Annotated in this window: 13 protein-coding genes; 8 read left to right on the top strand and 5 right to left on the bottom strand. The window is 47.9% G+C overall.

What is annotated here, in order from left to right; genetic code table 11:
• Positions 1-193: 193 nt before the first annotated feature.
• Positions 194-1,183 (bottom strand): nitronate monooxygenase, encoded by a 990-nt coding sequence (locus H6626_02385; protein USN47960.1) that lies wholly within the window; start codon positions 1,181-1,183, stop codon positions 194-196.
• A 487-nt stretch (positions 1,184-1,670) separates the two neighbouring features.
• Between H6626_02385 and H6626_02390 the strand changes: the two genes are divergently transcribed.
• Positions 1,671-2,168: a peroxiredoxin gene (locus tag H6626_02390; protein USN48932.1), complete on the top strand. Its 498-nt coding sequence runs from the start codon at positions 1,671-1,673 to the stop codon at positions 2,166-2,168.
• A 61-nt stretch (positions 2,169-2,229) separates the two neighbouring features.
• On the opposite strand, the gene H6626_02395 is transcribed toward H6626_02390, so the two are convergent.
• Positions 2,230-3,138, bottom strand: a complete 909-nt coding sequence (locus tag H6626_02395) for a 2OG-Fe(II) oxygenase (protein ID USN47961.1) — start codon at positions 3,136-3,138, stop codon at positions 2,230-2,232.
• A gap of 6 nt (positions 3,139-3,144) precedes the next feature.
• Positions 3,145-4,311, bottom strand: coding sequence for an acyl-CoA dehydrogenase family protein (locus H6626_02400; GenBank protein ID USN47962.1), 1,167 nt, complete (start codon positions 4,309-4,311; stop codon positions 3,145-3,147).
• A gap of 199 nt (positions 4,312-4,510) precedes the next feature.
• On the opposite strand from H6626_02400, the gene H6626_02405 reads away from it, so the two are divergent.
• The 3 genes from H6626_02405 (at position 4,511) to H6626_02415 (ending at position 7,829) form a co-directional block, all read left to right on the top strand.
• On the top strand, positions 4,511-6,301 hold the full coding sequence (locus tag H6626_02405; GenBank protein USN47963.1) for a putative Ig domain-containing protein: 1,791 nt from the start codon (positions 4,511-4,513) through the stop codon (positions 6,299-6,301).
• A gap of 613 nt (positions 6,302-6,914) precedes the next feature.
• On the top strand, positions 6,915-7,217 hold the full coding sequence (locus tag H6626_02410) for a hypothetical protein (protein ID USN47964.1): 303 nt from the start codon (positions 6,915-6,917) through the stop codon (positions 7,215-7,217).
• A gap of 201 nt (positions 7,218-7,418) precedes the next feature.
• On the top strand, positions 7,419-7,829 hold the full coding sequence (locus H6626_02415; GenBank protein USN47965.1) for a hypothetical protein: 411 nt from the start codon (positions 7,419-7,421) through the stop codon (positions 7,827-7,829).
• Between the two features lie 92 nt (positions 7,830-7,921).
• Here H6626_02415 and H6626_02420 read toward each other — a convergent pair whose 3' ends face one another.
• Both H6626_02420 and H6626_02425 read right to left on the bottom strand, forming a co-directional pair.
• On the bottom strand, positions 7,922-8,869 hold the full coding sequence (locus H6626_02420) for a trypsin-like serine protease (protein ID USN47966.1): 948 nt from the start codon (positions 8,867-8,869) through the stop codon (positions 7,922-7,924).
• Positions 8,870-9,544, bottom strand: a complete 675-nt coding sequence (locus H6626_02425) for a DUF3011 domain-containing protein (GenBank protein USN47967.1) — start codon at positions 9,542-9,544, stop codon at positions 8,870-8,872.
• 240 nt (positions 9,545-9,784) lie between these two features.
• On the opposite strand from H6626_02425, the gene H6626_02430 reads away from it, so the two are divergent.
• Genes H6626_02430 through H6626_02445 form a run of 4 tightly spaced genes read left to right on the top strand, consistent with a single transcriptional unit; the run spans position 9,785 to position 15,133 of the window.
• Complete coding sequence (locus H6626_02430) at positions 9,785-11,098, top strand: MltA domain-containing protein (GenBank protein USN47968.1); 1,314 nt, start codon at positions 9,785-9,787, stop codon at positions 11,096-11,098.
• Positions 11,099-11,147: 49 nt separating this feature from the next.
• The gene (locus H6626_02435) at positions 11,148-12,731 is read left to right on the top strand and encodes a TldD/PmbA family protein (GenBank protein USN47969.1); all 1,584 of its coding nucleotides are present in this window, start codon (positions 11,148-11,150) and stop codon (positions 12,729-12,731) included.
• A 6-nt stretch (positions 12,732-12,737) separates the two neighbouring features.
• Positions 12,738-14,102, top strand: a complete 1,365-nt coding sequence (locus H6626_02440; protein ID USN47970.1) for a hypothetical protein — start codon at positions 12,738-12,740, stop codon at positions 14,100-14,102.
• Between the two features lie 14 nt (positions 14,103-14,116).
• A complete protein-coding gene (locus tag H6626_02445; GenBank protein USN47971.1) occupies positions 14,117-15,133 on the top strand; it encodes a tryptophan--tRNA ligase in 1,017 nt (338 codons plus the stop codon).
• Positions 15,134-15,202 lie beyond the last annotated feature (69 nt).

A 15,202-nucleotide genomic window follows, 5' to 3' on the forward strand; every position in this document is an offset into this window, starting at 1 on the left:
CGGCCCATTTTGTGCGCACCAACACATTGAGGCGTACTTTTGTGGGGGTTGAATTTGGACAGGGCGGGAGCAAGAGCCAGGGTCCTCTCCTTCGCAAGTAGACGTTTTTAACACAAGCGGCCAGAGTTAAGGGGGGCCTCAAGTTCGCCTGGGCCCAAGCTGCAAAAGGGCACGGCTACGTCTTTGCATCCCGTCACCGAGGGAGTTGATCCACGCAAGAGAAATACTCCTCCCGCATTTGGTTTAAGATTTCCGCACACGGCAAAATGTCATGGATCAGCCCCACATTTTGGCCGGCACTCCAAACAGTTTTCCAGCTTGGTTTTGTGGCGGCATGCTCAAGGGATCGGGCGCCCAGGTAATGAATCAGTGGCGTGATATATTTTTTGCCCATCCGTGTGTTTTTGGCTTTTTTCAATACCCATGGCAATTCGGTGCCTAGGTTTTTCACATAATCGGTATTAATGACCGACGCCGGAGTGCCAGACACTCGAGTGGTTAGCACAATGTCTTCCGGCGTCGACGACAAGATTGCCGCCTTGTAATCCGGCTGCACTTGCGCCTCAGTGCTGGCAATAAACCGAGTTCCCACATGGGCAGCCGTTGCCCCAAGCGCGAGTACGGAAGCCAGCTGGCTGCCCGTTGCGATGCCTCCAGCCGCCACAATCGGAATAGTAAGCTCGCTCTTTAGCCAAGGAATCAACACCAGTGGGGATAGTGGACCCGCATGTCCACCGGCGCCGGCGCCAACGGCAATTACTCCATCGGCTCCCAAGTCTTCAACTTTTTTTGCATGGGCCAGATTGGTCACGTCACAAAAAACCTTTGCTCCGTTTTTATGAGCTTCTTTGATCACCTGGGCCGGGTTACCAAGGGATGTGATAAATAGCTCAACTCCGGCATCCAGTGCCAAGTGGAGGTCCTCTTTTTGCCTTCGATTGCTTTGATTCACGATGACATTTACGCCAATGGGCTTATTGGTTTGTCGTTTGATTTCAGAAAGGGTCTTTTTATACTCTTCTATGGGGCGAAAATTAAGGGCCGGGAAGGTCCCCACACCACCAGCTTCAGATATGGCAACGACCATTTCCACATTGGAGACTAAAAACATAGGTGCCCCAATAATAGGCAGATCACAGTTCATTAGGCGGGTAAACGGGGTGTCTATTTTTCGAGGGGACATAAGGACCTCTAGTCTTTCGGGTGAGTACGGTGTTCTTGCCAAAATCGAAATGTCGGTGAGGCGTTCACAATTGCTATTGTAGTGGTGCCATTAACTGGTGTAAATATCAATTGCAGACTCTTTTTTAAGAGTGAACCAGTTTAAAAAGTCTTAGGAGAAAAATATGGCAAAGAAAAAAACGAAAGCCACAAAGAAAAAAGCTACAAAGAAAAAACCAGTGACGAAGAAAAAGTCAGCCACAAAAAAAGCAGCCAAAAAGGCGGCAAAGAAAGTCAGTAAGAAGATCGTAAAAAAAGCCACAAAAAAGGCAGCCGTTAAAAAAACAAAAGCTAAAAAAGGGGCCACAAAAAAAGCGGCGACCAAAAAGGCCGTAAGCAAAAAAGCGGCAGCAAAGAAAGCGACTGTAACAACGAAAAAAGCCGCTAAAACGGCTTCCGTTAAGACCACAAAAACAAAGGCCGCGAAGGCAAAGAAAACAGCCCCTAAAATGACAGAGACGCCAATGACGCTACCAAACGCCAAGGTGGCCGTTGGACAAAAGGTTCCTGAATTCACATTGCCAGCCACGGGTGGGCAAAGTGTGTCTTTGCAAGCTCTAGCGGGCAAAAAAACAGTTTTGTTTTTCTACCCTAAAGATGCCACACCTGGTTGCACCATGGAAGGTCAAGACTTCACACGGTTAAAAGGTGACTTCACCGCAGAGAACGTAGAAGTGTTTGGCGTTTCTCGAGACAGCATGAGCTCCCATGAAAACTTTAAGACGAAGCAAAACTACACGGTGGAGTTAATCAGTGATTCTGATGAAACACTTTGCAGTGATTTTGGCGTTATTAAGTTAAAAAACATGTACGGCAAGCAAGTGCGGGGCATTGAGCGTAGCACGTTTCTGCTTGACGAGTCGGGTGTGCTTTTAAAAGAGTGGCGCGGCGTGAGCGTGCCGGGGCATGCCGAAGAAGTTCTTCAGTTTGTAAAATCAAATAAATAAAAGATTTTGGTAAAGAGATAGATCTAAAGCGTCGAAAGTAAAGGCGCTTTAGATCTTTTTTTTATTTAAAGACAAAAGGCAAAGTGACGTCTGTGGCGTGGCGTTTTTTATTAAAAGTGGCCGTTGCCAAGCGGTCTTTAATAGTCGAGATGATTTCAGCTTCAGGGGCCGAGCCCTGTTCGATTGCCTTAAGTGTGTCTGTAAGAAACTCTAGCTTTTCCACTTGCCCTGTGGTCGAAACCCTCAGTCTTACCGTAACTACGCCGTTGTAAGCCCCCAATTCTTCAAGATCGTCATAGAGGGGATCGAGTTGAGGTTGAAGGCCCGATTGAAGTTCTTCTTCTGATAAATCGCCCTCATAATAAGGGCGAGGTTCTGTAAACCAGCCATGAATCACCAAGCGGGCATCCAGGGGGTCTTTAGACCCACGCACCTCAGACACGCCGTGGGGTAGTCGCGGGTCGAACACGGTCAACTGGTTAAAGGGGCTGGCAATCTTTTTTATAAGATCGGTTTCTTCAAATCCTCGTTCACTGTCAAAGTTTTCCCAATAACTGAGAACTTGGGGCTGGAGAATCAGGGTTTCTCCGCCGGTGAATTGGCGATTTTCCCAAGGTGTGAGTGAAAACACAAAGGCCCACGGCCCATGGGGGTTGTCCGCATGCAAGTTTTGGCTGCACCCATCCACGTAGTAGCTAAGCCATGGCGGTGAAATCTCATGACACCCCAAGTGTTTTTTCCCCCAGCTAATCAGTGCGAATTCTAATTCTTCATACAGCGCCTCTGGGAAGTAATGATAAGCCGGCGTACGAACCAGGGTGTACTGATTAGGGATATGCCAGTAATCCCATACAAAGCGATTTTCGTGTGCTACTCTTGGGTTTTTAAATTGGGATTCAAAGTGATCTCGCAACTTTTGAGCTTGAGGGAAAAACTCATCTTGAACCAGCCAATGATTTTTTTTGTGCATAAAGTTTTACCTAAAAGCAGGTTCTCCCGTGACCTGTGCGCCCACAACCAGCCGGTGGATGTCCTCGGTGCCTTCATAGGTGTTCACTGTTTCTAAGTTCATAAGGTGCCGGATGACGGGATACTCATCAATAATACCATTGGCTCCTAACATATCTCGGGCATCTCGGGCAATATCTAGGGCCATTCGACAGTTGTTCAATTTAGCTAAAGAAACCTGCCAATGTTTCAGTTGGCCTTTTTCTTTCAGGCGACCTAGGTGGGTGATGAGTAGCTGCGCTTTGCTGATTTCCTGCACCATGCGGGCAAGTTTGGCTTGCGCGAGCTGGTACCCGGCCAGTGGCCGATCAAAAATGATGCGGTGTTTGGCGTAATCAAGAGCCTGCTGGTAGCAGGCGTTGGCGGCACCTACGACACCCCAGGCGATACCGTAGCGAGCTTGAGTGAGGCAGCTCAGTGCACTTTTTAATCCTTCTGTTTTTGGCAACACACAATCGTCAGGTACAAAACAGTCTTTCATGTGAAGTTCAGAGGTCACACTCACTCGAAGTGAAAACTTGCCATGCATAACACTAGTGGAGAACCCCGGCGTTTTTGTGTCCAAAATAAATCCTTTAATGCCTTCATCGGACTGAGCCCAAACAACAGCTATTTGGGCCAAGGATCCGTTGGTGATCCACATTTTATTGCCAGTGAGTTTGTAGCCCCCCTTAACTTTTACGGCTTTTGTTTGCATGCCTCCGGGATTGGACCCAGCCTCTGATTCTGTGAGACCAAAGCAACCCACCATTTCCCCTGTAGCCAGCTGAGGTAAATATTGGCTTTTTTGAGTTTCTGATCCAAAGGCAAAAATGGGGTACATCACAAGGGCCCCTTGTACGGAACAAAAAGACCGAATCCCAGAGTCGCCTCGCTCCAGCTCTTGCATGATTAAACCATAGGCCACATCCCCCAATCCGGCACAGCCGTAACCGTCGATGGTGGGGCCCAGAAGGCCCATTTCACCAAAACGCGGTATCAAATCCATAGGGAACTGTTCGTTTCGGTTGGCCTCTTGCAAGGCCGGCAGAATGTCTTTTTCTACAAAGTCTCGAATCGAGGCGCGAAGGATCAGTTCATCCTCCGAATACAAACTATCCACATCCACAAAATTCAGTGACTCATAATGGGCCATGTAGGTCTCCTTGTGCTGATCGAGACGATTCTACAACAGTGATATTCCCGAGTCAGGTCAGTCGGTAGCCGAGGACGGGGTGCGGCGTCGGTTAAGAGAGTGTCCCTTTTCGGGGCCTAAAACTCTTAAGGCTATTGGAGTTGACCTTGGATTAGGGTTACAATCAGTATGTCGGAAAAGCTTCAAGTACGGAGGAAGGGTGAAGGCAGAAAGGAAAGGCAAGCTATCAAAATCTAACCTATTTTTGTGGTGTATGTGTGCCATTTTTATATGTGGCGGATGTCAGCTGGCCAACAATGTAATGCGTGGGTCGATTCGAGAAAATGGTAGTGGTGAATCCCCTCCGCCCCCGCTGGTGTTTTCCTATTCAGCAGAACCTGTGTATTTTAAAGGCGAGTCATTAAACTTAAATCCGATGGTGTCTAGTGGCACCGGTGTTTCTTGGTCCATTGCTCCGGATTTGCCTGCGGGGCTAGTGTTTGATAGCAGTACGGGCCAAATTTCGGGAACACCATCTGCCTATTTAAATGAACAAACATTTCAGGTGACAGCGCAGGATGAAAGTCAAAACTTGGTCTCGGCCACGTTTTCACTTATTCTCGGGCAAAGGCTTGTGGTCGATATATTGGCCGACTCATCACAAGACAACAATCCAGGCGATGGCTTATGCGACGATGGGTCTTCGCAATGCTCATTGAGAACAGCCATGACAGAGGCTGAGGGCTTAGGTGATGTTTATTCAAAGATAGAGCTTTCATCAGGAGTGTATTCGGTCAGTGGCTCAGCCATAGCTATTGGCGACGGGAATATCCATGTTTATGGGTTGGGCCCAACACTGACCGAGGTTAGCGGTGGCGGTACGATCCAGATTTTAAATGCGACGGGCACCACTGAATTGTCAGCTGAAGGGGTTGCATTCACCAACGGAAATAGCGGGGGTGTATCTGGTGGTGCTCTTTATTTTTTTGGTAAAAAACTTGAGCTTAGGCGATGTAGGTTTTCAAACAATGCCGGCCACTGGGGCGGCGCAATCAACACCGTCTATGTGGAAAACATTCTGGTGGATGAGTGTACGTTTGAGAACAACTCAACAATAGATGTCTCCTGGGGTTCTGGCGGCGCCCTGCGCATGCAGACGATCTCTTCTGATGCTCAAGCGATTATACAAAATAGTACATTCACATCCAATACGGCTCATTCTGTGGGAGGGGCCATTGAACTTGGTGGGCCCACTGAATTTATTTTGACAGGCAATGTGTACGATCAAAACCATGCTTTGGGGGGCGGCGGTACCAACGGCGGCGCCATTCATGTGTTTTCGAGTGGGGCCTCGGCCTCCATTGAAATCACTGACTCCATATTCACAAGCAATACCGCCGTGGGCTCTGGGGGCGCTGTAAGCATTGAAGACGATGCCCTTCAGGTCGTAATTGCTAGAAATCTTTTTCGTGATAATTCCTCCAACCAAGGGGGCGCGCTCCATCTTGTGAGTGATGACGATATTTTGGTGGAAAACAGTACTTTTTTTGAAAACATAGCTGCAAACTATGGCGGGGCAATCTACGCCCCAGCTTACTTGGGTGAAAAGCCAACGTTGTCCCATTTGACCTTTCACAATAATTCGGCGCCTACCATCGGTGGGCATGTTCGATCAGGCGATATTATTGTGCAAAACTCCATTTTTTCCACTACGGCCTCCGGCGATGGTTGCACCTGGGGCCCTACAGATCTTGTGTCTATGGGCGGTAATCTTGATGTGGGCACAACCTGTGGGTTTGGTGCAACAGGAGCGCCCAACGATGCAGACTCTGTCACTCTTAATTTGGGATCACTTGCAGACAACGGTGGACCGTCTTTAACGATACGGCCTCAAGCCGGGAGTCCCGCCATTGATAACGGTGTGAGTTCGGTATGTGCGGCCAAAGATCAACGAAATATTTCTAGACCTCTTGGCAATTCCTGCGACTCCGGCGCCGTGGAGGCAGAATAAGTAGAGCGCCGCTCGAAACGCCCTTAGGTATGCGTTTTTAAAATAAGTGGTGATCAATTAACTAGGCTATTCGCGCGCCTGGTGGGGAGTCGGCATCCCCGCCGTGGAGTGTTCCGAATACCAGTACGCTTGCGTCGATAAACCTCTATAGTCGAATATTCAGTGGGCGACTACACAAGTCGCCGTTCGCTATCCGCCCATGCCAAGAACAGAACAAAAGTGCCTATAACCATGACTGACCCAATACCTATGCACAATAAACATGTAGAAATAGGGAATAACATCTAAGGCTCCTTTGTTCTTTCAACCCCACAAAACTTAATAAGGTTGCCGTGGTCTTAACCTTTTTGAACCACTAAGTGTCTTGTTTAAGAGCAAGTGCTGTGCCCAAGGTCATGAACGTTCTAAAGGCACTAGGGGCCACGGGGGCGTTACAATATCACGATGAGGGTGTGGCAGATTGTAACGTCAAAAGACCCAATTTGGGTTTTTAAGCGGTGTTTGTAGTTGGCCCGGCCGTTGCAATACTCATGTGTATATCAATGGCCAACTCGATAACTCTTTAATGGGAGAGCGATTGAGGTTATCTGCGGAACGTATAAGGAGTCGCATTATGGGGTACACGAAAAGAGACAAGATAGTAGAGCTCAAAGTGAGCCAAACAGAAAATCAAATTAAAAGGTTATATAACCACAGTCAAAATGTACGACCGTTTGAACTTTCCACTTACCTTGAGGCCTTAAGCCATATCGAGACCAAGCGTGAAGAAGTACTGTCTTGTTTAAAGTTGATCGGTGAATCCCGACGGCAAACCGTATCGGATCAGCGATTGGCCCTTCGTAATTTTCAAAAATCCTGGAAATGCCTTTGCGAGTTGATCGCATCCCTTGAGTTTTATTACGCGCGCCCTGCGTGAGGTTGGGCACCTAAAAGCAATGCTTTGGGGTGCAATTAATTATATTTAGCTACAGTGAAAAAATAGACCGTTAGTGGCAGCATAGGTGAATTATGAATTCACGTATGCTATACAGATTTTCTAGTCACTTAGGCCCAAGTGGGAGGCGTAGAGCCCCAGTGGCATTTAGAATTTCAAATGGGTGATAACGGGAGAATAAGGGTGAAAAAATCAAATCTTGTCAGTTTGGCGCTGGGCTTAGTCCTCATAGTGTCACAGTCAGTTTTTGCGATGACACAAAAATCAACTGAGTCCATCGATTCGGGACTAACCATGGCCGTTTGCGTGGCTGATGCCGAGTGGACGGATGTGAAAGGCGTTCGAGGTGAAAGAGGTGCCGTTTTCGAATCGAACTGGTATTTAGAGTTTTCTTCGGAATGCAAAGCCACAGTAGAAGCCTTTAAGGCTGAGTACCCGGATAAAAATGAGCAATGGCGGCGAGTTTCAGAACTGCGACAGCCCTCGTTAGAAGCGGCACTTTATGCTTGCGAGAAAGTGAATCAAAGGGATTCAGAAATGTTAATGCTCTGCCAGGAGCCTGTATTGGCCGAAGCGCAATCTCGCGGTCTGTAAATTTGGCCATTAAGTGAGCCGAGCCGCGGCGCCTCACCAGGGAGTTTAAAAAAACAAAGCGGGTGGCGCCTCCGATATCGAATATCAGTTTTTTACTTTTCCTCATCAGCAATAATGGCCCCGAAAGCTTTCAATAGTTCGGGGTCGACGGGTGTCACCCAAATGCCATAAGTCGTGGCATTTGGCCCATCGAGGGAGCGTGACACCACAGCCACTGCGGCCACCGCCGGAGTCTCCACTGATGATAGGGCAATGTGACTGCCTGAAGATAGAGAATCCATATATACAGGCGCCACAAGCAATCGTTGATCGGTGGCACCGTTCTCATAAGTCCGAAGGGGTGGCAGGGTACTGCTGACCATGACGCCTGACGGGGATGCGCGACTGTATCCAGCCGTAGTGTACTGATTTCCCGAAGACTCTTCAGGCGGGGCACCCAGCGGAAACGATTTTATTGGCAGCGTGTGTTGGACTGGGCGATCCAGCGTGGCTAAGGCGATGTCTTTATCAGCCCACCCGGTGCCATCAAAGGCCAGCGGCCAATGAATTTTAAGAATTTGGTTGAGGAGGCGGGGGTCCTGCAGTCTCGTGGCTGAAAAACCGGGAACAAAAAATGCGGCAATCGCCCGCGATGGGCCTTTAAAACAATGGGCGGCCGTGAGTATATGCCGAGGGCTAACGGCTGTTGCCGAGCACAAGTGAATCGCTTTTGATGCAAAATAAACAGCTAGAAGGCCCGTTGCTTTTTCACTCTTTGACGGCTCAGTTAATGAGGCGGGGGTGCGTACATCTGTTGCGGGGATCAGGTGATCGGTTTCAGGTTCAATCAGCCAGTGCCACGTTGATGACGTTGAGGTTTCCGTTGCAGTGAGAGCCGCATCGATTTCAGAGGCTGCTGAACTGGCATCAAACTCAGATTGAAGGCTTTTTGTGGCCAGGGCGGTGGCGTTGGTCTTTGCCTCAGGCCACAATTCGTCGGCCCTGGTCGCAGCGGGGTCAATAAGAAGCAGACACAATAATAAAAACAGTGAATCTTTCAATTAGGGCTCCACCCACACGTCAAAAACGCCGTGGCAGCCATAGTCGACCCAAATACGGTTGGAAAAAAAGCCCCAGGTTTGATCTTTTACACAGGGAGCTTCTTTGCGGCTCAAATCTTCTTTTAGATGGGCATTGAGAATGGTGCCGGGAGCTCGGCAGGTGCGATAGGCCCCATAGGGACAACGGCAATCAATGGTGACAATTTTTCCATAGAGGGGGCCCCGTTGATTGGCGTCGTCGCTAAACATAATTCTTCGAAGAATGATCTCGTCACCGCCCACCATAAGATGCCATGGTTGGGTTTTTAATTCTTGCGGGACTTGCGTGAGGTCAAATTCGATGGAGCTAAAGGTGATTTCCAGGTCGTTGTTAAAGTCCAAAAGATCGCCACCAATCAAAAAAGTGGGGGAGACCCAATCTCCTACTTTGAGATGGGCGTATCCGCCGCCCAGCTGAGATTTTGCCGAAAGACGCATGACTTTCATTTGTGGGAGTAGGGCATGGCTATCGAGGCCTTGAGCATTTATTTTGTCAGCTATGCTGATCCAGGTTTCGCCCCGAACATGTCGATCCTCTAAAGGTAAGTGCAAAGGGTCGCTGGCAAGGGTGGTCGACGGGAGGATCAATCCAAAAAATAGGTGAGCAATGAATGTACCCCAGATTTTCACGACCACGACTTTCTGCCGCTAGGCGGGCATTGTTTTTATTAACAATGCCAAGCATAAAGCGTTCCAAGTTTGTTCCGTATTGTTGTGACTTAGTACGTCGAAAGTGGCCATGAATTTCAAAGAGAACGAAATAATTTCAAACAGGACATGACGGGGGCGGATGAACGCGGAGAATAGCGACAAAATCGCCGTGGTTGCCGCTCTCCTCAGGCAGATGTTACCATTGTCCTCAGCGAGGTGGGCGCAATGAAATCAAAAATATTTTTTCTACTCAAATGGGTGCTTGTTTTAGTGGGACTAGGCTCCACCCATTGTGCAAGAAGCCCCATAAAAAACCCGGGGCAGGCCATGCGCGTGGCAAAGGCTTCACCCCCTCAAATTGTCGATGACATGAGGCTTGAGGGGTTGAAAGAGGCCCTGCAAAAAACTCGTTTGGCATTAAGAAAAAAACCGGTGGATTTGCAGTTTGGTCCAACAACGGTGACAGCCGAAAACTACATTTTAGTTTTAGACGATCTCGTTAAAAAATTGGCAAAGATGGGGGGCGGCGAGGAGTTTGCCACTTACCTCGCTGAACACTTTGATCTGTATGAGGTCTATGGGGGTGATCGTTGGGGGGAAGTGTTTATCACTTCTTATTTTGAGCCTATACTGGAAGGAAGAAAACACAAAACAGGGCGATTTTCACAAGCCTTGTACGCCACGCCGAAAGATCTTGTGGAAATTCGGTGGGGGCAGTTTGTAGAGACCTTGCCCCAACTCAGCGATCTCTCAGGAAAGGTTTTTGAACAAAAAAGTCGGCAATCGGTATTGCGGGGCCGGCTTGTGGCCGAGGTGGGGCAGATGCCTTACGTGGTTCCGTATTTTGACCGCGCAGAGATCGATCTTCAGCAGCGCCTTGAGAAATATCCTGGGTTGGTTTTGGCGTGGGTAGATCCTGTGGATGCCTTTTTTATGCACATACAGGGATCTGGTACGATTCAATGGCCGAACGGAAAAAAAACACGCCTCGGATACGCCAGTCAAAACGGTTATCCCTATGTCCCGATTGGTCGCTTTTTGCTTGATGCCATTCCCCTTGAAAACATGAGTCTGCAGTCCATTGAAAGCCATATTCGGTCTCGTTCTCCTGAAGAAGTGCAGTTCATCCTTAATAAAAATCCTAGTTACGTGTTTTTCAGAAAGTTAACTGGAGATGCAGAGACTTTTATGGGCGCAGAAGTCACTAGCGGCAGAACCATTGCTACTGATTACAGTCTTTACCCCAAAGGCGGCCTTGCTCTTCTTCAATATGAAAAACCCGTTTTTTCAACTGACGATACCTTGGCTCCACAGCGGTGGGAAACTTCTATGCGGCTGGTGGTGGATCAGGACACCGGAGGCGCCATTCGCGGGCCGCATCGAGTGGATCTCTATTGGGGAAAAGGGGATGCAGCCAAGCAAATGGCCGGCGTTATGCGCCACTCAGGTCAGTTACATTATTTTGTGCCGAGAAAGTCATATATAGCCGAGCTTCAGCCGTCAAAGCCATTGAATAGTGGGGCGGGGGCTGATAAGTGAATAAGGATTGAATGGGGCGGGATTCGTTTTTGTCGGGAGGTAAGTCAATATGAGTTTAAATCGGAGTCAACTGCATAAGGATTTAGAGGCTCGCAAGGGCGTGTTTGCCCAAGTCTTTACTTTACTCAAAGAAAAAAGCGAACCGCATTGGTATCCCTCACTTTGGGTGGAGCGTCGGGCCAGCCGGCAATTGAGTTTTGATAAAAGGCAAGACTCAGTCAATGAGCCCCTTAATCAAGGGGTGGTGCTGCGTGTATTTGATGGACACAGTCTTTTTGAAGAAGCCTGCGATCAAATGTCTATTGAGGTGTTAGAGCAAAAAGTTAAATCTCTGGTTGAGCGAGTGAAGCGATTAAGTTCAGCCAGCTCCCAAACCAAGGGATATAAGCCGCCGTCATGGTCTGAGCGATTGAAGCTGAATTTGGATTCAGAAATCACTTCACAGATCCCAGGGAACCCCGCAGGAGATGAATGGGTGCACTTCGGAACTCCACAAAAAAAACCAATGTGGTCGCAAACCTCCGATGCAGTGAAGTTTGGAAAAAACTTGTACGCTAAGTTGGTTTCGGTGAACGAGGCCTTGCCTGCGGACAATGCGGCAAAAGACCCTGATTACTTTCGAGTGTCGGTGGTCCTTAATCGCGATGATTTTTTGTTTATTGATGAAAAAGTGAGGATGTCGCAGACGATCCTGCGGAACCTAACAAACGCCATGGTTTTAAAAAATGGCGAGCGCGGATACACATTGATGGGTGGGCTTGGTGGGCAGGAAACCGTGGAAATCCCCGATCATCAATTTTTAGAAACCTATGAGTACCTAGAAAAAACCCTCAATGCTGAAAAACTAAAACCAGGACGCTACAAGTTGCTAATGGGTCCCTCGGTGACAGGGGTGTTTGCCCACGAAGCCTTTGGTCATAGTCAAGAAGGAGACACTTGGGCTCGCGGCCGCTCGCAGGCAAAAATACTGTATGAACAGCAAACCGAAATAGGTAATAAGCATGCCACAATTTATAACAATCCGGCCATTTATAAAAATGGTTCCGACGAGTTTGCGGCTTGGGGCAGTTATTACTTCGATGAAGAAGGCTGGTTAGCGCAAGAGCATTGCTTGGTGAAAGAGGGCAAGTTGCAGCAGCCCATGACGAACCTAACCTCTTCTTTGCGCCTGAATATGCCAAGAACAGCCAATGGTAAGCGTGAAAGTTGGATGCGCGGGATGTATGTGAGGCAGACAAACACTTATTTTTCGGCTGGCGAAAAAACCTATGACGATTTGATTGCTCAAGTGGACTATGGTTTTCAAGCGGTGCATGCTGCCGGCGGTATGGAAGATCCTAAGGGGATGGGTATTCAGGTGGGCATTGCCTATCTTGAGGAGATAAAAAATGGGCAATTAACGGGAAAAACGTTCGTGGGACCAAATGGTGGCAGTGTGCAAATGACCGGTTACGTGCCGGATTATTTGGGTAGTATTGTGGATAAAGCCAAAATCGATCACTTTGATGATAGCTTTGATGAGTCTCAACATCCATGGAACGAAGTGGGCGGCTGCGGAAAATACCATAAAGAAAGTGTGATGGCCGGCTGTGGTGGGCCCTATATGTTACTCGAAAACGTACTGTTAGGATAAATTAAGATGTGGACAGTAGATGATTTAATCAGCAATTTAATGGCAAAACAAAAAACCAAAAGTATCAAGCAGTGGCGTATTCGCTGCTTGGATACAGAGCGAGAAGAGTTTTATCTGATTCAAGATAACTCAACAAAAGTCGCTCTTGATCAGGCGCGAAAAGTGTCGCGAGAGTTTATTGAGGTGTCGCTATTTGTACCAAAGCCTGAGTCAGGAGTACACGGTCAGGCAAGAAAGCAGCTTTTTCCAATCAAAGAACTAGAACCCCAATTGCAAGAAATCTTAGAAGAAGCCCGATTGAGCTCTGAAGAAGCATGGGCATTTACAGAGCAAGTGGAAGCGCCCACTCAAGGGGCGATGACATGTTATCCGCCGCTTGTTGAAAATCTCTCAAAGGCAGCTGCTCAGATTAACGAAGAGTTTTTGTCCACGATAAAGAATCACCAAGAGGCCGAGTTTAATTCTGCCGAATTATTTGTGACCAAAGAAAAAGAGCGGCTCTATCTCTCCAATGGGTTTAGTGGCGAAAATTTGGTTTCAAAAATCTATTCAGAAGTATGTTTTTCGCAAACAGACCCCGACACCGGCATTTCTGAAGAGTATTTGCTTACGGAAAGCGGAGCTCACCCCGAGCAGCTGAATTTTTCTGAGCTGTGTGAGAATTCTTCATCGGGAGCGGGATATTCGTTAGTCACTGAAAAGCCCCAGTCAGGCGAGTACAGTGTGCTCGTTGGCAGTGAAGTGTTGCTTCAGGTTTTAAATGATTTTGTCGGACAATTTGATACGGCCAATAAGTACTTTGGGTTCCCCTTTTTCGAATCCGGCAGTGCGGTGATCAATGGATTCTCGGGTACGCCATTCACACTTTGGCTTGATCCCCAATTAGATTATGCTTATGGCAGCAAAGAATATGACAATAGCGGCACTTTGCAGAAAAAAATCAAACTTGTGGAAAACAACAAGGTGGTCGGCAACTGCAATTCGCAGCGGATGTCGGAGTACAATAAGCAGCCGGTGACCACCACCTTGGGTAACGTCTGTATTGAGGCTTCAGGATTACCGGTGGCCGAACTTCGAGAAAGTGCGCCGAAAGTCATTGAAATCTTGCAATTTTCGGGGCTGTTTTCGGATTCTCGAACACTGACGTTTTCATCAGAGATTCGGCTTGCCCGTTTATTTGACAATGAATCAGGACAGGTGAAGTATTTAAAAGGTGGAAGCATTTCAGGAAGTTTTCGAGACAACTTCAAAAAGGTGAAGTGGTCCAAAGAAACAGGCGTTACCAATACTGATTTTGGAATGATGGGCGGGTCGTCGGCTTACTTCGGTCCAAAATATGCTTTATTAAGTGATGTAACATTATCGTCATAAAAGGTTTAACAACTATGGCAAAACATCGAGTGTTAACAGGGGTGCAGGCCACAGGTTACCCTCATTTAGGAAATTACCTGGGTGCCATTCGTCCGGCCATTGAGCTGGCTAATCAATCAGAAAATGAATCCCTGTTGTTTATTGCTGACTATCATTCGCTCACAGCCATGCAAAGTCCTGAGCAAATCAAAGAAGGTACCCTCGCTGTTGCGGCTTCCTGGCTTGCCAGCGGATTAGACCCCAAAAAGACCATCATCTATCGCCAATCCGATGTGCCTGAAATATTTGAACTGGCATGGGTATTGTCTTGTTTTTCGCCCAAGGGTCTGATGAATCGAGCCCATGCTTACAAGGCAAAGGTGGCATTAAATCAGGAGGCTGGAAAGTCCGATCTTGATGACGGTGTGAATATGGGGCTTTTTAATTATCCCATATTGATGGCTGCGGACATCTTAACCTTCGGAGCCAGTATGGTTCCCATTGGCGAGGATCAAGTGCAACATTTAGAAATTGCCCGAGATCTGGTGCAAAAGTTCAATAACACTTATGGTGAAGTGCTGGTGCTCCCTAAGTTCAAAGTGTCCAGCAAGATCATAGTGGGCCTTGATGGCCGTAAGATGAGTAAAAGCTACGGCAACACGATCCCGTTGTTTGATGAAGCAAAAAGTCTGCGTAAAAAGGTCATGAAAATTAAAACTGACTCAAGTCCACCCGAAGCCCCAAAAGACCCAGATGATTCATTGGTGTTTGATTTGTATAAAGAAGTGGCCTCGCCTGAACAGATTCAGGCTTTGGCTGATCGGTATCGAGTAGGCATCGGGTGGGGGGAAGCCAAACAAGAGCTTTTTGAGGTGCTCGACGCCCACCTGAGCGAGAAGCGGAAGGTCTTTAATGAGTATATGACTTCGCCTGAAAAGCTCGAAAGCATTTTGAAAGATGGGGCCAAGCGGGCCAGAAAACTGGCTCAACCCATACTGAGATCTGTGCGTGAGGCCATTGGCGTGGGGCCCTATCTGGCCTCTGATTCATAGTGATATCAATACGTCACATAAGTGCCACTTATTAAACTCTCACTTATTTTCAGAAAACACACTGGACCT

The organism is Pseudobdellovibrionaceae bacterium, assembly GCA_023898385.1.
Lineage (GTDB): Bacteria > Bdellovibrionota > Bdellovibrionia > Bdellovibrionales > UBA1609.

Bases quoted from the DNA above. Each gene is read 5' to 3' on its own strand.
- H6626_02385 (USN47960.1), bottom strand. From the start codon at position 1,183: ATGTCCCCTCGAAAAATAGACACCCCGTTTACCCGCCTAATGAACTGT.
- H6626_02390 (USN48932.1), top strand. From the start codon at position 1,671: ATGACAGAGACGCCAATGACGCTACCAAACGCCAAGGTGGCCGTTGGA.
- H6626_02395 (USN47961.1), bottom strand. From the start codon at position 3,138: ATGCACAAAAAAAATCATTGGCTGGTTCAAGATGAGTTTTTCCCTCAA.
- H6626_02400 (USN47962.1), bottom strand. From the start codon at position 4,311: ATGGCCCATTATGAGTCACTGAATTTTGTGGATGTGGATAGTTTGTAT.
- H6626_02410 (USN47964.1), top strand. From the start codon at position 6,915: ATGGGGTACACGAAAAGAGACAAGATAGTAGAGCTCAAAGTGAGCCAA.
- H6626_02430 (USN47968.1), top strand. From the start codon at position 9,785: ATGAAATCAAAAATATTTTTTCTACTCAAATGGGTGCTTGTTTTAGTG.
- H6626_02435 (USN47969.1), top strand. From the start codon at position 11,148: ATGAGTTTAAATCGGAGTCAACTGCATAAGGATTTAGAGGCTCGCAAG.
- H6626_02440 (USN47970.1), top strand. From the start codon at position 12,738: ATGTGGACAGTAGATGATTTAATCAGCAATTTAATGGCAAAACAAAAA.
- H6626_02445 (USN47971.1), top strand. From the start codon at position 14,117: ATGGCAAAACATCGAGTGTTAACAGGGGTGCAGGCCACAGGTTACCCT.